Annotated in this window: 26 protein-coding genes; 17 read left to right on the forward strand and 9 right to left on the reverse strand. The window is 72.1% G+C overall.

Annotated elements, in window-relative coordinates; all coding sequences use genetic code 11:
* Positions 1-172: 172 nt before the first annotated feature.
* On the forward strand, positions 173-505 hold the full coding sequence (locus tag ACH47X_RS08580) for an SDR family oxidoreductase (protein ID WP_397403488.1): 333 nt from the start codon (positions 173-175) through the stop codon (positions 503-505).
* A gap of 392 nt (positions 506-897) precedes the next feature.
* On the opposite strand, the gene ACH47X_RS08585 is transcribed toward ACH47X_RS08580, so the two are convergent.
* A complete protein-coding gene (locus ACH47X_RS08585; RefSeq protein WP_397403301.1) occupies positions 898-1,461 on the reverse strand; it encodes a dihydrofolate reductase family protein in 564 nt (187 codons plus the stop codon).
* Between the two features lie 83 nt (positions 1,462-1,544).
* Positions 1,545-1,946 (reverse strand): winged helix-turn-helix transcriptional regulator, encoded by a 402-nt coding sequence (locus ACH47X_RS08590; RefSeq protein ID WP_397403304.1) that lies wholly within the window; start codon positions 1,944-1,946, stop codon positions 1,545-1,547.
* Between the two features lie 28 nt (positions 1,947-1,974).
* On the opposite strand from ACH47X_RS08590, the gene ACH47X_RS08595 reads away from it, so the two are divergent.
* The 4 genes from ACH47X_RS08595 (at position 1,975) to ACH47X_RS08610 (ending at position 4,477) form a co-directional block, all read left to right on the forward strand.
* Positions 1,975-2,568, forward strand: a complete 594-nt coding sequence (locus tag ACH47X_RS08595; protein ID WP_397403306.1) for a hypothetical protein — start codon at positions 1,975-1,977, stop codon at positions 2,566-2,568.
* Between the two features lie 203 nt (positions 2,569-2,771).
* On the forward strand, positions 2,772-2,924 hold the full coding sequence (locus tag ACH47X_RS08600) for a hypothetical protein (protein ID WP_397403308.1): 153 nt from the start codon (positions 2,772-2,774) through the stop codon (positions 2,922-2,924).
* 47 nt (positions 2,925-2,971) lie between these two features.
* On the forward strand, positions 2,972-3,742 hold the full coding sequence (locus ACH47X_RS08605; RefSeq protein ID WP_397403310.1) for a phosphotransferase family protein: 771 nt from the start codon (positions 2,972-2,974) through the stop codon (positions 3,740-3,742).
* A 9-nt stretch (positions 3,743-3,751) separates the two neighbouring features.
* On the forward strand, positions 3,752-4,477 hold the full coding sequence (locus ACH47X_RS08610; protein ID WP_397403312.1) for an AAA family ATPase: 726 nt from the start codon (positions 3,752-3,754) through the stop codon (positions 4,475-4,477).
* Positions 4,478-4,515: 38 nt separating this feature from the next.
* Here ACH47X_RS08610 and ACH47X_RS08615 read toward each other — a convergent pair whose 3' ends face one another.
* Entirely contained in the window at positions 4,516-5,028 is a 513-nt protein-coding gene (locus ACH47X_RS08615; protein WP_397403314.1) for a GNAT family N-acetyltransferase, read from the reverse strand.
* Between the two features lie 277 nt (positions 5,029-5,305).
* On the opposite strand from ACH47X_RS08615, the gene ACH47X_RS08620 reads away from it, so the two are divergent.
* Both ACH47X_RS08620 and ACH47X_RS08625 read left to right on the forward strand, forming a co-directional pair.
* Positions 5,306-6,796: a collagen-binding domain-containing protein gene (locus ACH47X_RS08620; protein ID WP_397403316.1), complete on the forward strand. Its 1,491-nt coding sequence runs from the start codon at positions 5,306-5,308 to the stop codon at positions 6,794-6,796.
* A 34-nt stretch (positions 6,797-6,830) separates the two neighbouring features.
* Positions 6,831-7,397 (forward strand): pyridoxamine 5'-phosphate oxidase family protein, encoded by a 567-nt coding sequence (locus ACH47X_RS08625; RefSeq protein WP_397403318.1) that lies wholly within the window; start codon positions 6,831-6,833, stop codon positions 7,395-7,397.
* Here the strand turns inward: ACH47X_RS08625 and ACH47X_RS08630 are convergent.
* Positions 7,391-8,764 (reverse strand): glutamate decarboxylase, encoded by a 1,374-nt coding sequence (locus tag ACH47X_RS08630; protein WP_036962963.1) that lies wholly within the window; start codon positions 8,762-8,764, stop codon positions 7,391-7,393. The two genes, ACH47X_RS08625 and ACH47X_RS08630, sit on opposite strands and share 7 nt — an antisense overlap.
* 69 nt (positions 8,765-8,833) lie before the next feature.
* Positions 8,834-9,721 (reverse strand): hypothetical protein, encoded by an 888-nt coding sequence (locus ACH47X_RS08635; protein ID WP_397403320.1) that lies wholly within the window; start codon positions 9,719-9,721, stop codon positions 8,834-8,836.
* 141 nt (positions 9,722-9,862) lie between these two features.
* On the opposite strand from ACH47X_RS08635, the gene ACH47X_RS08640 reads away from it, so the two are divergent.
* Positions 9,863-10,525 carry a histidine phosphatase family protein gene (locus tag ACH47X_RS08640; RefSeq protein WP_397403322.1) on the forward strand — a complete coding sequence of 221 codons (663 nt, stop codon included), beginning with the start codon at positions 9,863-9,865 and terminating at the stop codon, positions 10,523-10,525.
* A gap of 7 nt (positions 10,526-10,532) precedes the next feature.
* On the opposite strand, the gene ACH47X_RS08645 is transcribed toward ACH47X_RS08640, so the two are convergent.
* Positions 10,533-12,731 (reverse strand): HelD family protein, encoded by a 2,199-nt coding sequence (locus tag ACH47X_RS08645; protein WP_397403324.1) that lies wholly within the window; start codon positions 12,729-12,731, stop codon positions 10,533-10,535.
* A 268-nt stretch (positions 12,732-12,999) separates the two neighbouring features.
* Here ACH47X_RS08645 and ACH47X_RS08650 point away from each other — a divergent pair, with 268 nt between their 5' ends.
* Both ACH47X_RS08650 and ACH47X_RS08655 read left to right on the forward strand, forming a co-directional pair.
* Complete coding sequence (locus ACH47X_RS08650; RefSeq protein ID WP_036968624.1) at positions 13,000-13,356, forward strand: DUF3467 domain-containing protein; 357 nt, start codon at positions 13,000-13,002, stop codon at positions 13,354-13,356.
* A 268-nt stretch (positions 13,357-13,624) separates the two neighbouring features.
* Positions 13,625-13,993 carry an STAS domain-containing protein gene (locus ACH47X_RS08655; protein WP_397403326.1) on the forward strand — a complete coding sequence of 123 codons (369 nt, stop codon included), beginning with the start codon at positions 13,625-13,627 and terminating at the stop codon, positions 13,991-13,993.
* Between the two features lie 89 nt (positions 13,994-14,082).
* Here ACH47X_RS08655 and ppgK read toward each other — a convergent pair whose 3' ends face one another.
* Positions 14,083-14,829 (reverse strand): polyphosphate--glucose phosphotransferase, encoded by a 747-nt coding sequence (gene ppgK, locus ACH47X_RS08660; protein WP_397403328.1) that lies wholly within the window; start codon positions 14,827-14,829, stop codon positions 14,083-14,085.
* Positions 14,830-14,843: 14 nt separating this feature from the next.
* Here ppgK and ACH47X_RS08665 point away from each other — a divergent pair, with 14 nt between their 5' ends.
* Positions 14,844-15,029 carry a hypothetical protein gene (locus tag ACH47X_RS08665; RefSeq protein WP_036968633.1) on the forward strand — a complete coding sequence of 62 codons (186 nt, stop codon included), beginning with the start codon at positions 14,844-14,846 and terminating at the stop codon, positions 15,027-15,029.
* Between the two features lie 58 nt (positions 15,030-15,087).
* Here ACH47X_RS08665 and panB read toward each other — a convergent pair whose 3' ends face one another.
* Positions 15,088-15,918 (reverse strand): 3-methyl-2-oxobutanoate hydroxymethyltransferase, encoded by an 831-nt coding sequence (panB, locus tag ACH47X_RS08670; RefSeq protein ID WP_142037298.1) that lies wholly within the window; start codon positions 15,916-15,918, stop codon positions 15,088-15,090.
* A gap of 104 nt (positions 15,919-16,022) precedes the next feature.
* On the opposite strand from panB, the gene ACH47X_RS08675 reads away from it, so the two are divergent.
* The 3 genes from ACH47X_RS08675 to ACH47X_RS08685 all read left to right on the forward strand — a co-directional run bounded on the left by ACH47X_RS08675 (position 16,023) and on the right by ACH47X_RS08685 (position 21,538).
* Positions 16,023-17,357, forward strand: coding sequence for a glutamine synthetase family protein (locus ACH47X_RS08675; protein WP_020014259.1), 1,335 nt, complete (start codon positions 16,023-16,025; stop codon positions 17,355-17,357).
* A gap of 52 nt (positions 17,358-17,409) precedes the next feature.
* Positions 17,410-20,820 carry a bifunctional [glutamine synthetase] adenylyltransferase/[glutamine synthetase]-adenylyl-L-tyrosine phosphorylase gene (locus tag ACH47X_RS08680; RefSeq protein WP_397403331.1) on the forward strand — a complete coding sequence of 1,137 codons (3,411 nt, stop codon included), beginning with the start codon at positions 17,410-17,412 and terminating at the stop codon, positions 20,818-20,820.
* A 154-nt stretch (positions 20,821-20,974) separates the two neighbouring features.
* Positions 20,975-21,538: a hypothetical protein gene (locus tag ACH47X_RS08685; RefSeq protein ID WP_397403333.1), complete on the forward strand. Its 564-nt coding sequence runs from the start codon at positions 20,975-20,977 to the stop codon at positions 21,536-21,538.
* Positions 21,539-21,645: 107 nt separating this feature from the next.
* Here ACH47X_RS08685 and ACH47X_RS08690 read toward each other — a convergent pair whose 3' ends face one another.
* Positions 21,646-22,203: an AAA family ATPase gene (locus tag ACH47X_RS08690; RefSeq protein ID WP_397403335.1), complete on the reverse strand. Its 558-nt coding sequence runs from the start codon at positions 22,201-22,203 to the stop codon at positions 21,646-21,648.
* A gap of 102 nt (positions 22,204-22,305) precedes the next feature.
* Here ACH47X_RS08690 and ACH47X_RS08695 point away from each other — a divergent pair, with 102 nt between their 5' ends.
* The 3 genes from ACH47X_RS08695 to ACH47X_RS08705 all read left to right on the forward strand — a co-directional run bounded on the left by ACH47X_RS08695 (position 22,306) and on the right by ACH47X_RS08705 (position 25,872).
* Positions 22,306-23,241: an alpha/beta hydrolase gene (locus tag ACH47X_RS08695; RefSeq protein ID WP_397403337.1), complete on the forward strand. Its 936-nt coding sequence runs from the start codon at positions 22,306-22,308 to the stop codon at positions 23,239-23,241.
* The gene (locus tag ACH47X_RS08700) at positions 23,238-23,882 is read left to right on the forward strand and encodes an AAA family ATPase (RefSeq protein WP_397403339.1); all 645 of its coding nucleotides are present in this window, start codon (positions 23,238-23,240) and stop codon (positions 23,880-23,882) included. Before ACH47X_RS08695 ends, ACH47X_RS08700 begins: the two co-directional genes overlap by 4 nt.
* Before the next feature lie 118 nt (positions 23,883-24,000).
* On the forward strand, positions 24,001-25,872 hold the full coding sequence (locus tag ACH47X_RS08705; RefSeq protein ID WP_397403341.1) for a GTP-binding protein: 1,872 nt from the start codon (positions 24,001-24,003) through the stop codon (positions 25,870-25,872).
* The last annotated feature ends 37 nt before the right edge of the window (positions 25,873-25,909 follow it).

Genomic DNA, 25,909 nt, shown 5'->3' on the forward strand with positions numbered 1-25,909 from the left:
TCACGGGCAGCAGAGAACACGAAACACGCGGCGTACTTCCCCACGGCGGCCAGGTCCGGGCTCATCGCCATCGCGAACGCCAGCACCCGGAACGCCTCTCGCGAGACCCACGCTCTGTTCATGACCGCGCAGGACCAGCTCGACCCCATCCTGTGGTGACCTGCTGTCCGCTCTGTGCGTCAGCTCGGGTGTGGGCACTCGGGCGGGTTTCCGGGGGATGGCGTACTACGCGGGCACGAAGTCGGCCCTTGAGGGATACAGCCGGGGCGCGGCACGTGATCTGGCGCATCGGGGCATCACGGTGAACGTCATCCAGCCCGGGTTCGTCGACACGGAAGGAAACCCCGCCGACGGCCCTGCGGCATCCATGTTCCTTCCGACGGCGGCGATGGGGCGGTACGCCAGGCCGGAGGAGATCGCCGCCGGCGTCGTCTTCCTCGCCAGCCCGCAGGCCTCGTACGTCACCGGCGCAGTGCTGAGGATCGACGGGGGATACGGCGCGTAGCGCGACCGCGCGGCTCGGCGATCCTTGAGAGCGGCCGGGGTCGGTGGGGTTCCATCGATCCCGGCCGTTGTTGCGCCCACCGGAACGTGCCGGGTGGACCGAGCTCCCCGATCCGCGATCCGTCGATACCCAGGTTGCCGGCGCCTTCCAGCACGACGTCGACCTCGTCGCTCGCTCGTTGGGGACGAGTTCCGCCGTCGCCGCTGGGGCTTCCGGCCCGTCGACGCTGTCACCCTCTCGGATCGACCGCGGTCATCCGGCGAGAACTCGCGCAGTTCCTCGCCGCCACGCCGACGTCGGGGACGTCGTCGCCCTGCTCGCCTCCCGCGATGCCCGCTGGGTCACGGGCCAGATCCTTGACGCCACAGGCGGTGAACGCCGGTAAGCGTGGTTCAGCGCCTCGTCTCGTACCGGTTCATGACCACTCCGCCAGGAAACGCCCGCGTCTCCACCAGGTTCAGGTTCACCCAGCTGTCCAGCACGGTGAAGAACGGTGCGCCACCACCCACCAGGACCGGATGGGTGACGATCGTGTACTCGTCGATCAGCCCGGCCCGCATGGCCGCCGCGGCCAGCTTCGCTCCACCGACCCGCATCGGCCCGCCGTCCCCGGCCTTGAGCCGGGCGATCTCGGCGACCGCGTCGCCGGCGAACAGCCGGGCGTTCCAGTCGACCTCGTCGAGGGTCGACGAGAACACCACCTTCGGTGTGTCCCGCCAGTTCCGCGCGAACTCGATGTCTGTCGGAGTGGCGCCCGGCTGCTGGTCGCCCGTCGGCCAGTACGAGCTCATGGTCTCCCACAGCCGGCGCCCGTACAGGAACAGCTCGATGGCCCGCTCCTCGCCCAGCCACCACTGGAACAGCTCGTCGTTCGGCTCGCTCCAGCCCAGGTCGTCGCCGGGCGCGGAGATGTAGCCGTCCACGCTCAGGTTCATGCCGTAGAGCAGTTTCCGCATGGCTCTGTACCTTCCGTCGGTCGGGTCTCCCAGCGCAGACCGGCGCACCGCGGGGAACTCATCGGCACGACCATCCGTACCGGCTACCCGATCGTGTCGGCGCAACTCATCGCCAGGTCCGACGCCGCCGTGCCATCCGTACGCACCAGGTGGGCCTCACCCCACACCCTGACCCCTTCGACGACGGGCAGCACTGTCGCCCCGTACGGCGTCAGCCGGTAGATGACAGGCGCCGGGACAGGCCCGGTCACCACGCGTTCGACGAGTCCGTCGGCCTCGAGCTCGCGCAGCTGCTCGGCCAGCACCTTGGGCGTGATGGGCGCGCTCCTGCGGCGCAGACCGGCGAAGTTGGACTCTCCGTGGGCGAGCCAGTAGAGCAGCGTCAGCTTCCACTTGCCACCGATCGCGCTGAACGCCGCCGCCATCGGGCAGCCCGGCAAGGGGTTGGGGCGCGAGGGGTTACCCGCAGGTGCCTTCTTGTTCACGACAGAGCTCCGCTCGATAGTCGAACCCATGACCATTCCATACCGCAAAATCCTGACCGCAGGACTTTCCGCCACCTTCTTCTTCACGATGGCGTTCTTCGCGACGACGGCGGCGGGTGACGCCTCACCACATCCCACGTCCACCGCCGTCGACGGCCAACGGGACTTCGACTGGGAGATCGGCACCTGGCGATCGTCGGTGCGGGTGCTCGCCGACCCGCTCTCCGAGTCCCCGGACGAGTGGCTCGAGTTCAGCGGGACCAGCATCGTGCGTCCGCTCTCCGACGGGCGGGCCAACGTCGTCGAGTTCGAGGTCTCGGGGCCGGACGGCCGGATCGACGCGCTCAACCTCAGGCTGTACGAACCGCAGGCCCAGCGGTGGAGCCTCACGTTCGTCAACATGCGCGACGGGCTGCTCGCCCCGGCGGTGTACGGCGGATTCCACGACGGCGTCGGCACGTTCTACGGCGACGACCACCTCGGCGACCGGCCGATCAAGGTGCGGTTCCTCATCACCCGCGTGAGCAAGGACGAAGCGAGGTTCGAGCAGGCGTTCTCGGCCGACGACGGCGCGACGTGGGAGACGAACTGGATCGCGGTGGACCGCCGGGTCCGGCGCTGACGGCCGGGCCGCGCGGGCGTGCTTTCGTAGTTTCCCGTGCGGTTCGATGGCACCCTTCACCCCATGAGCGACGAGACGATCGGTTCCGCGAACGCCGACTCCACGGAGCAGAAGGTCCACGGTTCCGCGGGCTCTCTCGCACTGGGGCTCGGCCTGATCCTCGGTGGCGCGGCCGTCCCCTCTTCCTCATCCTGGGGCTTCGCATGGTGCCCAACTCGGAGACGTTGGTGCTCCTCGTGTTCATCGGCGGCACCGCGATCATCGTTGGCGCCATTCAGCTGGTCGTCGGCGTCTACCAGCTCGCCGACAACGTCGACCGCATGGCCAGGGCACTGCTCGACAGGGGACGCGACTAGCGCAAAAAACGGCGAGATCCGCGGCCGCCTCCGTCAGGATGGCCGGCATGGACAAGGCTGGCACGGATCAGGTCGAGGTCGTCGTCGCCCACAGCCAGCGCGCGACGCTGCGCGTCGGCGACATCTTCCTGAAGGTCGACGGCGACCTGGCCCACGCCGACGTCGAGGTGCGGGCCATGGCCCTGGCGCCGATCCCGACCCCCGCTATCCTCTGGCGCGAACCCCCTGCGCTCGCGATCGCCGCCGTGTCCGGCACGGCGCTCGGCGTGCTCGGCGCGCCGTCGGAGGCGTCGTCGGCCGCGTGGGCAGCGGCGGGAGCCGCGATCCGGAAGCTGCACGACGCGCCCCTGCCGCCGTGGCCGGGGCGCGCGCTCGACGACGTCGCGGCCGAGCTCGACACGGAGTGCGAGTGGCTGCTCTCCAGCGGCGCGCTGCCCGCCGAGGTGGTGCGGCGCAACCGCGAGATCGCGGAGGCCGCGCTCCGGCCGTGGACGCCCGCGTTCATCCACGGCGACCTGCAGATCACCCATGTGTTCGTCGACGGCGACGAGGTCACCGGCGTCATCGACTGGTCCGAGGCGGCCCCCGGCGACGCCATGTTCGACCTCGCCATCCTGACGCTCGGACACGAGGAGCGCCTCGACGACCTGCTCGCCGGCTACGGCGACGACGTGGACCGGGACGTGATCCGTGCCTGGTGGTCGCTGCGCAGCCTGACGGCGTCGCGCTGGCTGATCGAGCATGGCTTCGACCCCGACGCACCAGGTTGTGAGTTCGACGTGCTCCGGTCCCGGATGGAGGACCCCGAGGGTCGGTAGCCTGTCCGGGTGCTGATCGAGCGACTGAGCGTCAGGCCCGCCCAGGTCGAGCGGGGCGTGTGGCCGTGGACCGTGCCGGCCGTCGCCGAGATCGCGGCCCGCGGTGTGCGGCTGACCAGCGGGATCGTCGTCCTGATGGGGGCCAACGGGTCCGGCAAGTCCACCGTGCTCGAGGCGATCGCGGAGCAGTACGGAATCGACGTCCGTGGCGGCCACGGGGGCCGTAGGTACGCGAGCGAGCTGGAGCCGAGCCCGCTCGGCGAGGCGCTCGTGCTGGACCGGTCGATCGCCGGGGCCCGGATGCTCCGGCAGAAGGCGAAGGGCTTCTACCTGCGCGCCGAGACCGCCGCCGGGATGCTGGAGTTCATGACCGGCGCCGGGGTGAGCGGCTACGGTGACAAGCTCTCGACGGAGGTCAGCCACGGCGAGTCCTACCTCCAGGCGATCTCCGGCAGGTTCGCCGGCCCCGGCCTCTACCTGCTCGACGAGGCCGAGGGGCCGCTGTCGTTCGAGTCGACCCTCCAGCTGCTGTACCGGCTGCAGGACCTCGTGGCCGACCACGACGCGCAGGTCATCTACGCGACGCACTCCCCGCTGGTCGCGGCGATCCCCGGCGCGCAGATCCTGGAGATGACCGACGACGGCATCGCCGAGCGCACCTGGTCGGAGCTGGAGTCGGTCGCCCTCTGGAAGAGGTTCCTGGGGCGCCCGGACATGTTCTTCGACGCCCAGTGACGGACGGCTTCTCCGACGCCGAGTGACGGACGGCGCCCTCACAGCTCCCTGGTGAGAAACAGTGAGTCCCCGTGCACCGCGTCCGGCTCGACGCGCCCCGACTCGGTGAACCCGACCTTCGCCAGCACGCGGAGCGAGGCGTCGTTCCAGGCCCGGACCGTGGCCCACAGCCGCTCGTAACCCGACTCCCGTGCCCAGCCGAGCACCGCCCACGCGGCCTCGGTCGCGTACCCGTGGCCCCAGGCGCGGCGCAGCAGCTCGAACGCGAGCTCGGGTTCGTCGTCCGGCACCTGGGAGCCGGTGATCAGGCCGCAGTAGCCGATCACGTCCCCCGAGCCCTTCAGCTCCAGCGCCGGCAGCCCGAGCGTCGACGGTTCGGCGGTGTCCTCGATCCACCGGGCGACGTCCTCGACCGTCGGCCGGCCGTCGGCGCCGATCCGGCGGTGCGGGGGCACGCGAGGGTCGCGCTCGGTCCACATCTCGTGCTGCACGGCGGCCTCGGACACGCGCCAGGGCCGCAGCAGCAGGCGTTCGGTCTCGAGCAGGAGCATGCTGCCGACACTATCGGGCACCTCGGACCGACCCCTGACCACCCCGACCCCTGACCACTCCGGTGCCCGAGCACTCCAACCTCCGAGCACTCCAACCTCCGAGCATCCGACGAGCAATCCAGTCAGCCCGATATATCCAGACCGATGTATGCGTTTGCGCCAAACGTCGGTTTGGCAGTTTCGGGTTCTTTGGCCCGGCGTTATGGTCGCCAGCGACGGCGCGTCTGCGCCGCCGAGGTCGCGGTCCTCGCGCGGCCGGAGTGCAGGGGGCACACACGTGAGTTTCTTCAGGAGCGGTGTTCGTCGTGGGCGCGTCGTGGCGGCCGCGGCCGCCGTCGTCGGGCTGGCCGGGATGGCCACGATCGCCGGGCTGGGCGCCCTGGCCGGCGTCCCGGGCGTGATCGCCGCGCAGGCCGCGGTCTCGACGTACAACCCGTTCGACGTGAACAGCGACTTCACGATCCTCACGACCGGGAACGCGCACCTCGGGAACGCCGAGCTGGAGGGCTCCGTCGCCGCCTTCGGCAGCATCTCGTCGGACGACCCGAACGGATACGACGTGCTCCACCAGTCGGCAGGCCGGGCCGACTACACCGTGCCCCTGGTCGACGGCGCCCCGGTGCGGATCCTCGCCGGCACGTTCACCGGCACCGGCTCCTTCGACATCTCGAACCGCGACGACTCCGGGACCATCGCCACCTCCAGCCCCGAGGCGAACGCGCTCGCCAAGCTCGCGGACACCACGGGGCTCACCGCCCAGGTGCGCGGCGGCGGCGTAGGCAACAACGCGGGCGGCGACTTTCCCCGCGTGACCAACCCGGAGGGCGGGTTCCTCGACCTCAAGGCCGCCCCGTACGCCGACTTCGCCGTCTCCGACCTGCAGACCGAGCAGGCCGCGGTCGCGGACTACTTCCCCGATCTGGAGGCGGACGTCGAGCGGACGAACGAGTGCCTCGCCTCGATGTACGGCAACCCGGAGCTGTCCAATGCCGTGACCGTCGAGGAGGAGGGCGGGCTCGTCTACGTCTCCGGCTTCTCCACCACGATGCCCAACGTCATCGACTACGCGGACGTCGCCGGCGCGACCGTCAAGATGGACCGCGCCGACGGCTACGTGCCGACGGCGCAGGCGCCGCTCGTGATCCGCGTGCCCGAGGGCACCACCACGATCGGGCCGCTCGACTTCGAGGGCTGGTCCGCCGGCAGCGGCGAGCAGCAGGACTACGCGCGCTACATCATGCTCGACCTGTCCGCCGTGACCGGGACCGTCACCGTGGACGGCCTGGAGCTGGGCGCGATCTGGGCCCCGAACGCCACGGTCGAGTTCGCCTCCGGGATCACCACCAACGGCCAGTGGTTCGCCGACGGCGTCACCACCTCGGGCGGCGGCGAGATCCACCACCACACGTTCGGTGGCCTGCTCCTGTGCGACGACGAGGAGCCCGGCCCGAGCCCCAGCCCCTCCCCGTCTGCCAGCACCCCCGGGCCGTCCCCGAGCCCCAGCCCGAGCACCCCGAGCCCCAGCCCCAGCAGCCCCGGTCCCTCGCCGTCGGACACTCCGTCGCCGAGCACCCCGGCGCCGTCGGCCACACCCACGCCTGGCACCCCGGGCACCCCGGGTACGCCGGGAACTCCCGGCACGCCCGACGACGGACCGGGCTCGCTCGCCGTGACCGGCTCGCCCGCCGCCGTCCTGGCGGGAACCGCGACGGCCGCGGTGCTCCTCGGCGCGCTCCTCATCGCCGTCCGACGCCGCGTGGGCAGGTAGACGCCGTCGCCCGGCGCCGTGGCAGCATGCGGGCATGAAGCTGCACGAACGGATCGAAGGCCGGCTCCGCGAGTTCGTCGAGCGGCAGCCCATGTTCTTCGTGGCCACGGCGCCGCTGGCAGAGCACGGGCACGTCAACCTCTCGCCGCGCGGCATACCCGGCACGTTCGCCGTGCTGGACGACCACACGTTCGCCTGGCTCGACGGCACGGGCAGCGGCAGCGAGACCGTGGCGCACCTGCGGGAGAACGGCCGCATCACCATTATGTTCTGCGCCTTCGACGGCCCGCCGAACATCGTCCGCCTGCACGGCACCGGCCGCGTCGTCAGCCGGTACGACGACGGGTACGCGGCGCTCGCGGCCCGCTTCACCGACGTTCCCGGCGCCCGCGCCGTCGTCGTGGTGGACGTCGAGCGGGTCTCCGACAGCTGCGGCTGGGGCGTGCCGCTCATGTCCTACGAGGGCGAGCGCGGACTGGTCGGCCCGTACTTCGAGCGCAAGGGCGAGGAAGGGCAGCAGGAGTACCGCCGGGCCAAGAACCGGACGAGCATCGACGGCCTGCCCGCCTACGACGACGACCCGCTGCCCGCGCCTCAGTAACCCGTGCCGGTCTTGGCCTGACGGCGCTCCTTGGGGTGCGCGCCGCCCTTCAGGTCGAGGGTCTTGCACGCCTCCTCGATGTCCTCGGTGAGCCGGTCGACCTGCGCCCGGCTCATGGTCTCCTTGACCAGGGCCCGGAGGATCTTCACGTCCTGCGCGTCCGGCGGCAGCGTGTACGCCGGGACCATCCAGCCGCGCTCCGCCGAGAGCTGCCAGGCGATGTCCGACTCGTCGTACCCGACGTGGTCGCCCGCGAGCCGGAACGCCACCAGCGGGAGCTGCTCGGCGTCGTCGCCGATCACCTCGAACCGGCCGGTGTCGCGCAGGTTGGCCGCCAGCACCCGGGCGTTCTGCTGCATCTGCGTCATCACGTAGGTGTAGCCCTCGCGCCCGAGCCGCACGAAGTTGTAGTACTGCGCGAGCACCATGGCCGCGCCGGTCGAGAAGTTCAGCGTGAAGGTCGCGTCGGTCTTGCCCAGGTAGTTCTCGTAGAAGACGAGGTCCTGCGCCAGGTCGGACGTCTCGCGGAAGACGAGCCAGCCGATCCCGGGGTAGACCAGTCCGTACTTGTGGCCGGACACGTTGATGGACCGCACCTGCTCCAGCCGGAAGTCCCAGCGGGAGTCGGGGTACAGGAACGGCCAGACGAAACCGCCGCTGGCGCCGTCGACGTGCAGCGGGATGTCGAGCCCGCGATCACGCCTGACGTCCAGGAGCAGCTGGTTGATGCCGACGATGTCGTCCATGTGCCCGGTGAACGTGGTGCCGAGCACCGCGGCCACGCCGATGGTGTTCTCGTCGAGGTACGGGGCCACGTCGTCGGGCCCGATCGTGTACTTGTCCACGCCCAGGGGGATGATCCGGGGTTCGACGTCGAAGTAGCGGCAGAACTTCTCCCAGACCACGTGCACGTCGCCGCCGAACACGAGGTTGGGGCGGTCCACGGGCTCCCCGGCGGCCTGGCGCCGCTCCTTCCACTTCCACTTCAGTGACAGCGCGCCGAGCATGATCGCCTCGGACGACCCCTGCGTGCGGCAGCCGGTGGTCTCGCCGGGCGCGTGGAACAGGTCGGCGAGCATCCGCACGCACCGCTGCTCGATCTCCGCCGAGATCGGGTACTCGGCGTGGTCGATGAAGTTGCGGTGCAGGTTCTCCGCGATGATCCGCTGAGCCTCGGGCTCCATCCACGTGGTGACGAAGGTCGCGAGGTTGCGCATCGGGTCGCCCTCGAGCGCGAGGTCCTCGCCCAGCATCCGCATGGTGTCGGTGGGACTCATGCCGGTGTCCGGAAACACCGTGGACGGAACTTCCTCGGTCAGGAAGCGGTTGCCGTACAGCGCCGTCGTGCGCTCGTCACGCGTGCCCATGCTTTCGAGTCAAGCATGGGCCCCGGACGTCGTCGACCGGTGGGCGGGCGAACTTCCGGGGCCGGGCACTCATTGGTCCGGGCGCTCGCCGAGCTGCAGCGCCCCGCCGACGACGAAGCAGACCGCTCCGACGAGCGTGCCCCAGTTGACCAGTCCCGCGGCGACCACGGTCGAGGTCGCCGGCCGGGTGAACGCCGCGAGCCCGGCCAGGAAGAAGAACACCGAGCCCACCTGGTTGACGGCCACCACCCACCAGCCGAGCTCGCGCGGCCGTACCCCGATGCGACCGTGGCACACCTCCAGCAGGGCGAGGTGCCCCGACAGGAGGAAGCAGACGCAGCCCGTCATGTCGGGCAGCCAGATCCAGCCGTTGGACTGCCGCGCCGTCAGGTCGGACGCGAAAGCGGCGACCAGGCTGACCCCGAAGAACAGGGTGCCGGCGAACAGCACGGCCACGCTGAGCCAGCCGATCTGCCGCGGCAGCCAGGCCCACCACCGCCACGCCGTGGCGCTCAGGGTGCCGTGCTCGTCGATCGCGGTGGGTGCGTTCGACGCCTGCACCACCGAGGCGTAACCGCCGGTGCTGAAGAACAGCCCGCCCACCAGGTAGACCGTGTCGACGGCCCGGATGCTGCCGACGCCGAGCTGGGCGAGCAGCGGGCCCAGGGCGAACATCGCACCGCCGATCATGAAGGCCACGCCCGCGACCACGTTGGCCCGGGCCAGGCGGGCCGCGGTGGTGGGCTCCGCCCCGACGACGCGCGCCAGGGCGCCGCTGGCGTCGCGGACCTCGACCCGGCCCCGGCGGCGCACGGCTCGCGACGCCCAGCGGACCGACGAGCCGTCGACGAGGTGCCAGGTCATGCGGGTGACGAACCCGCCAGTACGCTCGACCCGGCCCAGCGCCCACCGCGCCGGACGGGCGATCAGCGGGCCGTGCGGCGCGTCGTCAGCCACCTCTCGAAATTAGCATCCGGTCGTCCGGTCCGTCGGGCGGGAGGGGACACCGGACCTGCTGCCGGACCTGGCACGGCTGACCCCACGGCTGAGCCACGGACGAGTGCGGACCTATCGGGCGCCGTCAGGGAGAATGCGCCCATGCGACTTCTGCTGCTGCGTCACGGACAGACCCCGTCGAACGTGAAGGGCCTGCTCGACACCGCGGTTCCCGGCCCCGGGCTGACCCTGCTCGGCGAGAAGCAGGCGGCCGCGGTCCCGGGCGCGCTCCGGGACCGCGAGATCGGCGCGATCGCGGTCTCGTCCATGATCCGGACGTCGTTCACGGCCGCGCCGCTGGCGAAGGACCGCGGGATCGAGCCGGTGAAGCTCCCCGGCCTGCGCGAGATCGAGGCCGGCGACCTCGAGATGGCCGACTCGCACGAGGCGCACCTGCGCTACCTCGACACCCTGTTCGCCTGGGCGCGTGGCGACGTCAGCCGTGCCATGCCGGGCGCGCCCGACGGGCGCGCGTTCCTGCAGCGGTACGACGACGCGATCGCGCAGCTCGCCGCGCAGGGTGCCGACAGCGTCGTCGCCGTCTCGCACGGCGCCGCGATCCGCGCGTGGGCGGCCGCCCGCGTGGGTGGCGTGGACGTCGACCACGCCGAGCGGACGCCGCTGGCCAACACCGGCACGGTCGAGGTCGAGGGTGACCCCGAGAGCGGCTGGCGGCTGGTCTCGTGGGTGGCCGAGCCCGTGGGCGGGGCCGAGCTGGCCCCGCTGGTGGCAGACGACCCGACGGGGGAGCCCGTCGAGCCCTGAGCTCGGCTCACGCCGTCCCGAGGGGGTACCGGACGCCCGTGACCGCGACCATCTCGTCCCGGTCCCCGAGACCGAGCTCGGGCGGCAGGTCGTCGTCGTGCCGCACCACGAGCGACGTGACCGCTCGGGTGAGGCAGACGTAGAGGCGGCGCAGCCCGGTGGCGTGGTTGGGCTCGCCCGCGACGATCGCGGCCGGGTCGTGCAGCACCACGTGGTCGAACTCCAGACCCTTCGCCAGCGAGGCGGGCACCAGGTCCAGGTGGAAGTCGAACTCGGAACCGTCGTCCGGCGCCCCGTCGGCCGCATCCCCGTCCGGCCCGTCACCGTCGGCCACTGGGCCCGCGTCCGGCTCGGCGTCGTCCTGCTCGCCCACGACGGCGTACGTCAGGCCGACGGCGGCGAGCGTGTCGCGGACCTGCGGCACGGCGGCGTCGGGCACGATCAGGCCGACCGAGCCCTCCAGGTCCGCGATGCCGACGCCGACCAGCACGTCGTCGAGCGGCGCCGGAGTGATCGTGAGGCGTCCGCGGGCGCGCCGCACGGCCCGCGGCGGCTCCAGGCCGGGCGCGATGCTCGGCAGGAGCCGCGCGGCGAGCTCGATCACGTCGGCGGGCACGCGGAACCCGGCCGTGAGCTGTTCGACGTGCCCGTCGGGCTTGGCCAGGTGCTCCAGCACGTCGGCCCAGTCGCGCGCCGCCCAGGGCGTGGTGGCCTGGGCGAGGTCGCCGAGCACGGTGAGCGAGCCGGTGGCGGCCCGCCGGCCGAGGGCACGCAGCATCATCGCGGACAGGTCCTGCGCCTCGTCGACCACGATGTGCGCCACGGACTCGGTCCGGTCCAGCAGGTCTGTGATCTCGTCGAGCAGCACCAGGTCGGCCGTCGTCCAGCGGGCGGAGCCCGCCGTGCGCGGCGGTCGCGCCCAGATCAGGAGCGCCTGCTCGTCCTCGGTGAGGACGCCGTCGGCGTGCTCGGCGAGGAACTCCGGGTCGGACAGCAGCCGGTGGAGCAGCCGGCGCGGCTCGACCGCGGGCCAGACGGCGGCGGCGTAGTCCCGCACGGGCTTGGTCCGGGCCAGCACGTCCCACGCCTTGTCGTCGAGGGCGTCGCCGGTCTCCTCGATCTGCACCAGCACCCGGTGCGCGAGGGCGTGCCGGAGCTGGGCCGCGCCCAGCGCGTAGCGCACGTCGCGCGCCCGGACCTGCTCGACGGCCTCGCGCGCCTCGTACGCCGCGACTCGCCAGCGGAACGAGCCGCGGGGCAGCACCAGGGTCTCCTCCGGGGTGCCGACGTGGGACCAGACAGCGCGGCGCAATACCTCGGCCAGCCGCCCGTCGCCCTTGAGGGTCGCGACGTCGGCGGGCTCGGTGGCGCGGACCGGGGCGTGGTCGCCCACGATCTCCTCGATGGTCGCCTGGCGGGCGTGGATCTCGCCCAGGGCGGGCAGGACGTCGCGGATGTACCGCAGGAAGCTCTTGTTCGGCCCGACGACGAGCACGCCCCGGCGTGTGAGCTGGTCGCGGTGCGCGTACAGGAGGTAGGCCGCGCGGTGCAGGCCCACGGCGGTCTTTCCCGTGCCCGGCGCACCCTGGACCACGAGCGTGCTCTCGAGCGGCATGCGCACGATGACGTCCTGTTCGGGCTGGATCGTCGCGACGATGTCGCGCATGGGGCCCGAGCGCGGGCGCTCGATCTCGGCCTCGAGGATCTCCGAGTGCGCGTCGCCGTCGCCGTCGGAAAGGTCGCCGTCGGAAAGGTCGCCGGTCAGCTCGGGCCGGGTCAGCGACTCGTCCTCGAACGCCGTGAGATGGCCCCGGGCGAACCCGTAGCGGCGCCGTGCGGAGATGCCCATCGGCTCCTTGGCCGTGGCCCGGTAGAACGGCGTGCTGACGGGAGCGCGCCAGTCCACGACCATGGGCTCGCCGTCCGGGTCGGACACGTGGCGGCGCCCGATGTGGAAGGACTCGCCGGTGGGGGAGGTCTCGCCCGCGACGAGGTCGATGCGGCCGAAGAAGAGCGGGATCTCCGGGTCGTCGGTGAGCTGCTCCATCCTGCGCGCGAGCGTGGCTTCCAGGATCTCCGCGCTCACCCAGTTGCCCGCGTAGCTGCCGTCGAGAGCGGCGACCCGGTCGCGCATCCGCCCGAGCTGTGACCTGGCTTCGGCCAGAAACTCCCGCTCCGTGGCGAGCTCGGACGCGTCGGCGGGCATGGGAGGACCTCCAGGGTCTCGGGGGTGGGGTGGCGGCGCAGGTGCGGGAACAAGGGCTGCCGGCGCCGGGGAAGCTCGTCGCGGGACGTTCCGCGCGAACGCGCGAGTCTAGTCCCGCGGACCCGGACGGCGCGGCATCTTTTTGTGACCTGGGATCCGGTTCAGGTGCTGGTCCGGAACCATATGTCCCTCGAGTCCGTTTCCACTGTCGCACCAACCTGCCCCACGGTACGGTCGGGTGCACCGCCCGGCCTATCGAGGAGCCTCAGTGTCGTCCGACGAGCTGCCCCAGGAGTTCCAGATCGACGTACCCGACGAGATGGAGACCGGCGTACCGGCTGACTTCGCCTCCGTCTGGCACACGCCGACGTCGTTCATCCTGGACTTCATCGCCGTGAAGCAGCCCCCGAGCCCGGTGTCCGACCCCGAGTCGGGTGAAGTCACCTCGATCACCGTGCCGGGCCGGGTGGTTTCGCGCGTGCGCATTCCCCCGCAGCAGGTGTTCGAGCTCGCCAAGGCGCTCACTATGCAGCTCGACGCGTGGGAGAAGGAAAGCGCACCGAACGTTCGCAATCCCGGTGCCGCAGAGGGCCCGGATGGCCCAAATCGGTCGTCAGAGAATTAGTTCTGGTGAATTTTTTACTTGGACGTATGTCCAACTCGGTATCTATATGTCCGATCTGACCGGCAGTCTTGTGCTAGTTTGCCCGGAGAAATACCGGGTTATACCATTGGGGTTCTTGAAATGTAACCCTTACTGGCTGTTCCACTTGCGATCTTCACGGATGTAGGCTGCCCGTGATCGCGACGAAGGCGTTGCAATCTCCCAGAGTTGCCCGGGGGGTCGGGCGACCCGTTCCGGCGGCCATGTCGGGGAGCAATGAACAGGGGCGATGCAAGTGAGCAACACCGAATTCGACAACAGGGGGCGCACGGGCGGGATCATGTTCGAAGAACAGGCCCGTACGAGCGTCGTGAGCATGTGGGGAGAGATCGATGTCTCTTTGCGCGGTGAGTCGAGTGCTGCCATAGCCAACGCCCTCGAGCGGGCGAAGGCGGTCGTCATCGACACGTCCAAGGTGACCTTCATGGACTCGACCGGCGTCGCGTTCCTCATGCAGATGTACACCTACGGAACGCAGGACGGGCTGACCGTCTCTCTTCCGGAGCCGCCCGCGGTGGTCCGGAACGTCATCGAGATGCTCGGGGTGGACGCACTGTTCGCGCAGCCCGCGCACGGCGGCGCCGCGCGGGAGGCCTGACCCGCCCCCGGAAATGACTGCGCCCGGCCCGGCGGCCGGGCGCGCTGCCGTGGCGTCGTTCGTTCAGCGCCGTGTCGAAGTGCCCTGGTTCAGCGCCCCGCGGCCAGGGCCGCCGCCCCGACGATGCCGGCCGCGTTGCGCAGCTGAGCCGGGACGATCGGCGCCCGCAGGTGCAGGTGCGGCAGGTACTTCTCGTGATGCTTGCTCACGCCGCCGCCCACGACGATGAGGTCGGGGGAGAGCAGGTCCTCGACCACCCCGAAGTAGCGCTGCAGTCGCTCCGCCCAGGCCTCCCAGGACAGGTCCTCGCGCTCGCGCGCAGAGTCGGCCGCGCGCGACTCGGCGTCGTGCCCGTCGATCTCGAGGTGCCCCAGCTCGGTGTTCGGCACCAGCACGCCGTCCACCACGAGGGCCGAGCCGATGCCGGTGCCGAGCGTCGCGACCAGCACCACGCCGTCGGTGTCGCGGGCCGCGCCGTAGCGGACCTCGCCCACGCCCGCCGCGTCGGCGTCGTTCACCGCGACCACGTGCCGGCCGGTCGCGCGCTGCACGAGCGCCGGCAGGTCGACGCCGGTCCAGGACTGGTCGAGGTTGGCCATGGAGCGCACCACGCCGTGCTGCATCGGAGCGGGGAATGCGACGCCGATCGGCACGTCGTCGGGCAGGTGGTAGGCGTCGACGAGCTCCGCGAGCACGTCGGCCACGGCCTGTGGGGTGGAGGGTTGCGGGGTCGGGATGCGGGTCCGCTTCTCCGCGTAGTCGCCCACCGTGAGGTCGACGGGCGCCCCCTTGATGCCCGAACCACCGATGTCTATGCCGAACGCCAGGTCGCTCATGTCAGGATCGTCTCATGAGCACCGACGAGCAGTACTGGTACAACACCGAGACCAAGGCGGTCGAGGTGGGTCGCCGTTCGGCCTGGTCGCACCTCATGGGCCCGTACAGCACCCGCGCCGAGGCCGAGCGAGCGCTGGAGAGCGCGAAGTCGCGCAACGAGTCCTGGGAGCAGGACGACAAGGACTGGCGCGACAAGTAACGGCCGACGCGTCAGACGTGCGGGTCACCGGGGTGACCCGCACGTCTGACACGTGCGCCTACTTCTCGAACGAGTGCGCCTCGTCCGGGAACGAGGCGTCCTTGACCTCGGACACGTAGTCCTCCGCGGCCTGCTGCAGCGCGGCGCCGAGCTCGGCGTAGCGGCGGGCGAACCGCGGTGACCAGTCGGTCATCCCGGCCATGTCCGTCCACACCAGCACCTGGCCGTCGCAGTGCGGCCCCGCCCCGATGCCGATGGTCGGGATGCGCACGATCTCGGTGATCCGCGCGGCGACGTCGGTGGGCACCATCTCCAGGACGACGGCGACGGCGCCCGCCTCCTCGACGGCCTTCGCGTCGTCGGCCAGCCGCTCGACGGCGTCGTCGCCGCGGCCCTGCACGCGGGGACCGCCCAGCAGGTTCTCCGACTGGGGCGTGTAGCCGAGGTGCGCGACGACGGGGATGCCCGCGTCGGTCAGCGCACGGATCTGCGGGGCCGAGCGGACGCCGCCCTCCAGTTTCACGGCGTCGGCGCCGGTCTCCTTGAAGATCCGCACGGAGGTCTCCAGGGCCTGCTGTGGCCCGGCCTCGTAGGAGCCGAACGGAAGGTCGACCACCACGAAGGCGCGCTTGGTCGCGCGGGCCACGGCGCGCGCGGCGGGAATCATGTCGTCGACCGTCACGGGGATCGTCGTGCTGTGCCCGTGCATGACGTTCCCGATGGAGTCACCCACCAGCAGGATGTCCATGCCGGCCGCGTCGAAGATCGCCGCGGTCACCGCGTCGTACGCGGTGAGCATCGCGAGCTTCTCACCCTTGGCCTTGGCCTCGGCCAGGTGATGCACGCGGACCCGCTTGGGACCCTGAGTGGGTGAGGTGTGGGCGGACATGGTCCTCCTGTGGTTCGACGGGCCTCGGTGCCGCTGGAAAGCCTACGACCGGTCGTCCATGCTCGGTACACGCACCTGTAACAGGTTTAGTGCAAGATGGGCCCATGGACAGGCAGCAGGAGTTCGTGCTCCGCACGGTCGAGGAGCGCGACATCCGCTTCATCCGGCTTTGGTTCACCGATGTGCTCGGCGTGCTGAAGTCGGTAGCAGTGGCACCCGCGGAGCTCGAGTCGGCGTTCAGCGAGGGCATCGGCTTCGACGGCAGTGCCATCGAGGGGCTCACCCGGGTGTTCGAGGCGGACATGGTCGCCAAGCCCGACCCGACCACCTTCCAGGTGCTCCCGTGGCGCGGCGAGCGGCACGGTACCGGCCGCATGTTCTGCGACATCCTGACGCCGGACGGGGAGCCGTCGCTGGCGGACTCGCGCAACGTGCTCAAGCGCACCCTCGCCAAGGCGAGCGACCGCGGGTTCACCTTCTACACGCACCCCGAGGTCGAGTTCTACCTGTTCAACCAGCTCACCAAGGCCGACCCGAAGCTGGAGCCGGTCGACCAGGGCGGTTACTTCGACCACCTGGCCCGGGGATCGACGCACGACTTCCGCCGTGCCGCGATCACGATGCTCGAGTCCATGGGTATCTCGGTGGAGTTCTCGCACCACGAGGCCGGCCCCGGCCAGAACGAGATCGACCTGCGGTACGCCGACGCGCTGACCACCGCGGACAACCTCATGACGTTCCGCACCGTGGTCAAGGAGGTGGCGCTCGAGCAGGGCGTGTTCGCTTCCTTCATGCCCAAGCCGCTGGCCGACCAGCCCGGCTCCGGCATGCACACCCACGTGTCGCTGTTCGAGGACGACCGCAACGCGTTCTACGAGCCCGGCGCTCAGTTCGAGCTGTCCAAGACGGCGCGCCAGTTCATCGCGGGACTCATGGTGCACGCGGGTGAGATCACCGCCGTCACCAACCAGTACGTCAACAGCTACAAGCGGCTCTGGGGCGGGCAGGAGGCTCCGAGCTACGTGAGCTGGGGCCACAACAACCGCTCCGCGCTGGTCCGCGTGCCCATGTACAAGCCGGGCAAGGGCAACTCGGCACGCATCGAGTACCGCGCGCTGGACTCGGCCGCCAACCCGTACCTGGCGTTCGCCGTGATCCTCGCCGCCGGCCTCAAGGGCATCGAGGAGGGCTACGACCTCCTGGACCACACGGAGGACGACGTCTGGGAGCTCACCCCTGCCGAGCGCCGCGCGCTGGGCATCGCGCCGCTGCCGCGCGACCTCGACGAGGCCATCCAGTTCATGGAGAAGTCCGAGCTCGTGGCCGAGACCCTCGGCGAGCACGTCTTCGACTACTTCCTGCGCAACAAGCGCGAGGAGTGGGAGGCCTACAGCGCTCAGGTCACGCCCTTCGAGCTCAAGCGGTTCCTGCAGCTCTGACCTCGGGAACCAGGGGGTGCTGCACGCCCCGCCCGCGTCGTAGGGTCGGGGGGTGCAGAGCCGCCGACCCGAGACCCTCACGACCCATCTGATCCGGGCCGGGTTCGCCGACCTCACCCGGTCCGCCTCGCTCTGGCGGGATCCCGACCTGGTCGCCGTCCTGGACGCCAGGCCCCCGGGCACCGGCGGCGCGGACCTCGCCGCCGGGCCCGACCGCGGCGCGGTCGTGCTGGAGCCCGGCGACGTCGCGCTGCTGCGCTCGCTCGCCGGCGTCGCCGACCCTGACCTCGCCCTCCTGCAGCTCGTCCGCCTCGCGGCGGCCGCCCCGGACCAGCTCCGGGCGGTCCTGGCGGCGAACGGCGAGATCCTGGAGGCGGACCGTGCCTCCTCGGACGACGACGAGGGCGACGACGGCGACGGCGACACCCGGCCCCGCCCGACCGTCCGCGACCGGCTGCTGCGCGTGCTGGGCGCGTCGTCGGCGCTCGGCGACGAGCTCGTGCGGCACCCCGCACTGCTCGACCTGATCCGCGACCGCACCCCGGGGACCGGAGTTCCTGCCGCGGAGGTCCGCGCCGAGCTGCTGCGCGCCGTCGACGCCGACCCGGAGTCCGCCGAGCCGGTCGCGGGGACGCACGTGCCAGGTGGTCCGGGCGAGAGCGCACCGGGTGGTTCCGGGTCGGACAGCACCGGGCCGGGCGGGAGCCTGCCGGGCGAGACCGCTTCCGGCGAGAGCACCTCGCCGTCGTACACGGACCGCCTGCGCCGCGCCTACCGGGCCCGGCTGCTGCGGATCGCCGCGACCGATGTGACCGCGCCCCAGCCGACCGCTGTGCTGCCCGCCGTCGCGGCGGCGCTCGCGGACCTGGCCGCGGCCGCGCTGGAGGGCGCGCTGGCCGTCGCGCGCTCCGAGGAGGAGGACCATGCCGCCGGCGTGCGGCTGGCGGTGCTGGGCATGGGCAAGACCGGCGGCCGCGAGCTGAACTACATCTCGGACGTCGACGTCATCTACGTGGCCGAGCCGGGCGTGCTGCCCGACGGCACGCCGGCCCGCGACGAGGACGACGCCCTGCGGGTCGCGACCCGGCTGGCGGGGCGGCTCGCCCAGGTGTGCTCGGGCCCCTCGGCCGAGCCCGCGCTGTGGCAGGTCGACGCGGCACTGCGGCCCGAGGGCAAGCAGGGCCCGCTCGTACGGACGCTGGCCAGCCACGTCGCGTACTACGAGCGGTGGGCCGTGACCTGGGAGTTCCAGGCGCTGCTCAAGGCTCGTCCCGTGGCGGGCGACCTGGCGCTGGGGGAGGCGTACACCGCCGCCGTCGGGCCGCTGGTGTGGCAGGCCGTGGAGCGGCCCAACTTCGTCGAGGACGCGCGCGCCATGCGCAAGCGCGTCGAGGACAACGTGCCGGTGGCCGAGGCGGACCGGCAGATCAAGCTCGGCAAGGGCGGCCTGCGCGACGTCGAGTTCACCGTGCAGCTGCTGCAGCTCGTGCACGGCCGGGCGGACGAGGACATCCGCTCGCGGACCACGCTCGACGCCCTCGCGGCCCTGTCGAAGGGTGGCTACGTGGGCCGTGAGCACGCGCGTCGGATGGGGGAGTGCTACCGGTTCCTGCGGGCGCTGGAGCACCGGGTGCAGCTCTTCCGGCTGCGCCGCACCCACCTCATGCCGACCGCCGAGGCGGAGCTGCGCCGGCTGGCCCGTGGGCTGGGCTACGGCGGTGCGGACGACCTCGTCAAGACGTGGCGGTCGGTGAAGCGCGAGGTACGCGACCTGCACGAGGCCGTCTACTACCGGCCCTTGCTGCCGGCCACCGCGCTGCTGTCCACGAGCGAGGCGTCGCTCGCGCCGCGAGCGGCCATGGCCCGGTTCGCAGCGATCGGCTACCGCGACCCGGCGGGCGCGATGCGCCACGTCCAGGCCCTGACCGACGGCGTCTCGCGGCGCGCGGCGATCCAGCGGCAGCTCCTGCCGGTGCTGCTCGGCTGGTTCGCCGAGGGCGCCGACCCGGACGAGGGCCTGCTCGCGTTCCGCAAGCTGTCGGACACGCTGGGCTCCACCCACTGGTACCTGCGGCTGCTGCGCGACTCTGCGGAGGCGGCGTCCCGGCTGGCCCAGGTGCTGTCGTCGTCGCGGTACCTCGCCGACGCGATCGGCAGGTCCCCGGAGTCGGTGCGGTGGCTCGCGCAGTCCGACTCGCTGGCGCCCCGCGGGGTGCGGCGGCTGGCCTCGGAGGCCGACGCGCTGCTCGGCCGCGCCCAGGAGGTCGACAACGCGACGATCGCGCTGCGTGCTCTCCGCCGCCGCGAGCTGGCCCGCACCGGCGTGGCGGAGGTGCTGGGCGAGCTCGGGCCCGTCGACGCCGCCAAGGCCATCTCGGACGCCGCCGACGTCGTCCTGGCGGGTGGGCTGCGCATCGCCGAGCACGAGGCGCGCGCCGAACGGAAGGTCGCGCGGGGCGACGAGCCCGCGCGACTGCTCATCGTCGCGATGGGCCGGCTCGGCGGACAGGAGATGGGCTACGGCTCGGACGCCGACATCATGTTCGTCTACGAGGCGGTGGGCGGCGCCGGCGACAAGGAGGCCAACGACTACGCCCTGGCCGTGGCCAAGGGGATGCGGCGCATCCTCACGGCCGTCGGGCCGGAGCCGGGCCTGCCCGTGGACGCCGACCTGCGACCCGAGGGCCGCAACGGGCCGCTGGTGCGGTCGTTCGAGTCCTACGTGGAGTACTACGACCGCTGGTCCTCGCCCTGGGAAGCGCAGGCGCTGCTGCGGGCACGTGCCCTGTCGGGCACGCTCAGCGTGGTCGCGGCCGGCGGCCCCGGCGAGGGCGCCGTCGAGGCGTCGCTGCCCGACGACGGGAGCGCGCCCGCCGACGTCGGCGGCGAGCTGGACCTGGGGCCCGGTGCCGAGGGCGGCCGGTCGCTGGGCGCCAGGTTCACAGAGCTGATCGACCCGCTGCGCTACCCGGAGGGCGGGCCCGACGCGTCGGTGCTGCGGGAGGTGCGGCGCATCAAGGCGCGCGTCGAGTCGGAGCGCCTGCCGCGCGGTGCGGACCCGGCGCGGCACCTGAAGCTGGGCCGCGGCGGGGTGTCCGACGTCGAGTGGACGGTCCAGCTGCTGCAGCTCCAGCACGCGTTCGAGGTGCCGGGCCTGCGCACGACCGGCACCGTCTCGGCGCTGGAGGCGGCCCGGCAGGCCGGCCTGCTGTCCGACGACGACGCCGAGGTGCTGCTGGAGGCCTGGGTCCTGGCGTCGCGGCTGCGGTCGGCGATCGTGCTGTGGTCCGGTCGCACCACGGGCTCAGGTGTCGACATGCTGCCGCACGACAGCCACGCCCTGACCGGCATCGCGCGCCTGCTCGGCGACGTCGGCACCGGCCCGGAGCTGGAGGAGCTGTACCTGCGGGTCGCGCGGCGGGCGCGGGCAGTGATGGAGCGGGTGTTCTACGGGGCGGAGTGAGGCTGTGCCCGGTCGCGCGACAGACGACCATGCACCTGCTGCCAGGCGGGTGAGTTCCCTGGCAGCAGGTGCATGGTCGGTCACCCGGTCGGGGGAGCGAGCTCACGACGGCGGGGGATCCGGGTAGCGCGTCCGCGCGACGAGCATCGATGGCATGAACACCCCAACCGTCGCGACAGCCACGTCGTCCCTGACAGCCCCGCCGGCCCGGACAGCTCCGCCTGCCGGGGAGGCCGGCCCCGGTATCCGTCGTCTGGCGCATGCCGTCGCCCTGCTCACCGTGCCGTCCGGTCTCTGGCGGATCGCCCTGGTGCTCGGGCTGCCGGTCGCGAGCACCGCCGTCGCCATCCCGCTCGGCGAACGTGTCCAGATCGTCGGGCTCTCGCTGGTCGCGGAGCTGCTGGCCCTGCTGTCCCTCGGGCTCGTCCAGCGGTGGGGTGAGGTGCTCCCGGACTGGCTTCCCGTGGTCGGCGGCCGGTCGGTGCACAGGCTCGCCGCGACCGCCGCCGCCGCGCTCGGGTCGATCGCACTCACCGTGATCTGGACGTTCGCAGCGGTCAACCTGATGAACGGGACCTTTGGCGGGAACCTCGACTTCCTCTTCCCGACGCTCGCGCAGAAGGTGCTGCTGGCGGTCTGCTACACGCCGCTGCTGGCCTGGGGCCCGCTGCTCGCGGTCCTGACGGTCGCCTACTACCGCCGCCGCCCGCCGCGCTAGGCGGGCCTGGCCGAAGACACCCGGCGTTGACCACAGCAGTTGCTGCCACTGACGGTCCGCAGCGGCAGCAACTGCTGTGGTCGACGACTGCCGGTGGGCGGCGTCGGTCAAGCCGTGAGGGCCGCGCGGGTCGCGATCTCCTTGGCGACCTCGGCCGGCCGCAGGGTCGTCGTGTCGATGACCTCGGTGCGCGCGGTGAGCCAGGGCAGGGCTGCGCGGTAGTCAGCTGCGCGATGGCGGCGCCAGCCCACACCGTCGTCGTTGACCTTGATCTCTTCGATGGTGGAGTTCGTGACCGTGTCGCCGGCGATGCGACGCTCGTGCTCGTCGGGCGTGCAGTCCAGGGTGAACGCCCGCAGCGGCACACCGGCGGACGCGAGGCCCGCGGTGATCTCGTCCCAGTACTGCTCCACGACCACGGTCTGCGGGGCGATCACGGTGCGCCCGGTGTGGCGGTCCAGCGAGGTCAGCGCGGCGACGACCAGCTCACGCCACGGGCGCCAGTCCTGGAAGTCGCTGACGGGCTCGATCCCCGACAGCGTGGGCACCAGCGGGGGGCCCATACTCTCGGGGTCGAAGACGACTGCCTCGGGCAGGAGCACGTCGATCTGCGTCGCCGTCGTGGTCTTGCCGCCGCCAAAGGGTCCGTTCAGCCACACGATCATGCGGGCAGGCTACCGGTGGCGGGCTCCGGGCTCCCGACGGCAGACGGTGGGCTGCGCGAAAAGGCCGGGACCGCCGGCCGCTGCCGTCGTTACCGTCGGGGCGTGACCTCTGACGTTCCGTTTCGGCCCTTGCCCGTCGAGCTCGTCGACGTCCGGTACGAGCTCGGGCCCGACTCCCGACGCCGCCCCGACGTACCGGCGGGCGAGACCGTCGAGGTGAGCCTGACCGACAGTGCCGTCTACCCCGGTACGACGCGGACCGTGTGGATCCACGTGCCCGCCGCCTACGACCCGGCGCACCCCGCCGGGCTCCTCGTGTTCCAGGACGGCTGGTGGTACCTCGACCCCGACGGCGACGTCCGCGGCGGCATCGTGCTGGACAACCTGGTCCACGTCGGCGCGATCCCGCCGACCATCGGCGTCTTCGTCGACCCCGGCGTCCTCCAGGACCGTCCGGACCCTGCCGCGCGCAAGAACCGCAACACCGAGTACGACGCCGCCGACGACCGCTACGTCACCTTCCTGCTGACCGAGGTGATCCCCGAGGTCCGCCGCCGGTACGCCGTCACCGACGACCCCGCCCGCTGGGGCATCGTGGGCGGCAGCAGCGGCGGGAACTGCGCGTTCACCGCGGCGTGGCACCGCCCCGACCGGTTTCGCCGTGTGTTCGGCTTCCTGTCCAGCTTCGCCCAGATGCCCGGCGGGAACCCCTACCCGGCGGCGCTGGCCACCGAACCCGGCAAGCCGCTACGGGTCTTCCTCCAGGCAGGCCACCGGGACCTCGGCTGGGACCGGCCCGAACGCAACTGGCTCGCCGAGAACCTCCGGGTCGCCGCGGCGCTCGCGGAGGCCGGCTACGACTTCCGGTTCGTGCTGGGCGACGGCGGCCACAACCCGAACCACGCCGGCGTGCTGCTGCCCGACGCGCTGCGCTGGGCGTGGCGGGACGCCGCGCCGTCCGGCCCGACCGCCGATCCGCCGTCCGACCCGCTGTCCGACCCAGGAACCGACCCGACCACCGATGGAGCGCACCGATGATCCGACCGGAGCACCTGCCCGGATGCATCCTGCTCACCGGCACGCCCGGCGCCGGCAAGACGACCGTCTCCCAGCTCGTGGCCGAGCGGCTGCCACGCGCCGCGCGGGTGGACGGCGACGTGTTCGGCATGATGCTGGTCAGCGGCCGCGCGAACATGATCGACGAGCAGGGCAGCTGGAACCCCGGGCCTGACGGTCTGGCGCAGCTGCGGCTGCGGGCCACGGCCGCCTGCTCCACCGCGGACGACTTCGCGGACGCCGGGTTCACGCCGGTGGTCGACACCGTCGTCGAGACACGGGCGGAGCTGGCCTACGTCCACGGGCGGCTGCGGGCACGGCCCCTGATGCTGGTCGTGCTGTGTCCGCCGCTGGCGGTGGCGCGGCACCGGAACGCGACGCGGGCCGTCGAGACGCGGGTGGACTACGACGTCGCGCCCCTGGCCCGGAACCAGGAGCGGGAGCTCGGCGACCTGGGCTGGTGGCTGGACTCCGGCGAGCAGACGCCGGAGCAGACCGCCGACCTGATCGTCGCCGAGGCCGTGCGGCGGGCCGTGGTGACCGACGCCGACGTCGCACGGCCGCGCCCCGGCGCCGACCGACCTGGCTTCACGGCCGGGCTGGAGGAGGCCGCCGTCGAATAAACCGTTGCCCGGACCCGCGCCCTACCGGCAGGGTCGGAGGCAACCCGAGAGATTGGAACACCGATGACAGCTGTCACGCCCCGTGCCCTGACCCACCTGACCACGGACGTGACTGCTTTTGTCGTACCTCAACCTCGGGATCGTCGCCCATGTCGACGCCGGTAAGACCAGCCTGACCGAACGCCTGCTGCACCACGCGGGCGTGATCGACCGCCTCGGCTCCGTCGACGGCGGCGACACCCTCACCGACTCGCTCGCGCTGGAGCGTGAGCGCGGGATCACCATCCGCGCGTCTGTGGCGTCCTTCCCCGCGGGAGACGTCGTCGTCAACGTGCTCGACACCCCCGGCCACCCGGACTTCATCGCCGAGGTGGACCGCAGCCTCGCCGTGCTCGACGGCGCGGTGCTCGTGCTGTCCGCCGTCGAGGGCGTCCAGGCGCAGACGCTCGTGCTGATGCGCGCCCTGCAGCGCCTGCGGCTGCCGCTGATCGTGTTCGTGAACAAGATCGACCGGCGCGGCGCCCGCCCCGACGCGGTGGCCGACGCCGTCGCGCGGCGCCTCAGCCCCGACGTGCTGCCCCTGCAGCGCGTGCACGCCGCGGGCACGCCCGCGGCGCGTGTGGAGTCCCTGCCCGACGACGGCCTGCGGGCCTGGCTCGCGGACGAGTCCCGGCGCGGCGCCGCGCACCCGGTGCTGTTCGGGTCGGCGGTGACCGGCGTCGGGGTGCCGGAGCTGATCGCCGCGCTCGGGACGTACCTTCCGGTCGTGTCCGCCGCCGACACCGGCTCGGAAACGGCGTCGCCCCTGGTCGGACGCCGCGAGGACGCGCCGTCCGGCGTCGACACCGCTGCGCCGTCCGGCGTCGTCTTCGCGATCGACCGGGAGGACGGGCGCAAGCGGGCGTTCGTCCGGATGCGGTCGGGCGCCCTGCGGGTGCGCGACCGGATCGAGCTGGGCCACGGCCGCTCCGAGCGGGTCACGGGGCTGCGGGTCGCCCACCGGGGAACGCTCGAGGCGCGGACGACGGCGCAGGCCGGCCAGATCGCCGTCGTGCAGGGACTGGCGACGGCGCGCGTGGGCGACGTCGTCGGGCCCCGGCTGCCGGGGGACGAGCGGTCGAGCCAGTTCCCGCCGCCGTCGTACGAGACGGTCGTGGACGCCGCGCCCGGCGAGCGCGGGCGGCTGTACGCGGCGCTGTCCGAGCTGGCGGAGCAGGACCCGCTGATCCGCGTGCGCCGGCGCGACGAGGAGATCACCGTGTCGCTGTACGGGGAGGTGCAGCGCGAGGTGCTGGCCGCGATCCTGCAGCGGGAGTACGGCGTCGACGCGAGGTTCGGCGAGGTGCGGACGGCGCGCACCGAGCGGCTGGTCGGGACGGGGCACGCGCTGGAGATCAAGAAGCAGAACGGGAACGAGTTCCACGCCACGATCGGGCTGCGGGTGGAGCCCGGGGTGCCGGGGAGCGGCGTGACGTTCGAGCTGGAGTGCGAGCGCGGGTCGATGCCGCCGGCGTTCTTCGACGGGACGGAGGACACCGTGCGCCGCGAGCTGGCCCGCGGACCGCTGCGGTTCCCCGTGCCGGATGCCCGCGTGGTGATGACCCACTCGGGCTACTCGCCCCGGCAGAGCCACATGCACCAGAAGTTCAACAAGGCGATGTCCAGCACGGGGGCCGATTTCCGCGGCCTGGCGCCGCGCGTGCTCGCCGCCGCGGTGCGCCGCGCAGGGACGGTGCTGTGCGAGCCGGTGCACCGGTTCGTGATCGAGCTGCCGGAGGACACCGTGGGCCCGGTCGCGTCGCTGGTGGGCCGGCTGGGCGGGGTGCCGTTCGAGTCGCGGGTCGGAGCCAGGGGCATCGTGGTGATGCGCGGGGAGATCCCGGCTGCGGGCGTGGCAGGGCTGCAGCGGGAGCTGCCGGGGCTGACGCACGGCGAGGGCATGTGCCGCACGGAGCACGACCGGTTCGAGGCGGTGCGGGAGGGGGTGTAGGGCGGGGGCGGGGGCGAGGTGGCGCGGGGCACCACGG

The organism is Promicromonospora kroppenstedtii, assembly GCF_044389675.1.
Classification (GTDB): domain Bacteria; phylum Actinomycetota; class Actinomycetes; order Actinomycetales; family Cellulomonadaceae; genus Promicromonospora; species Promicromonospora kroppenstedtii.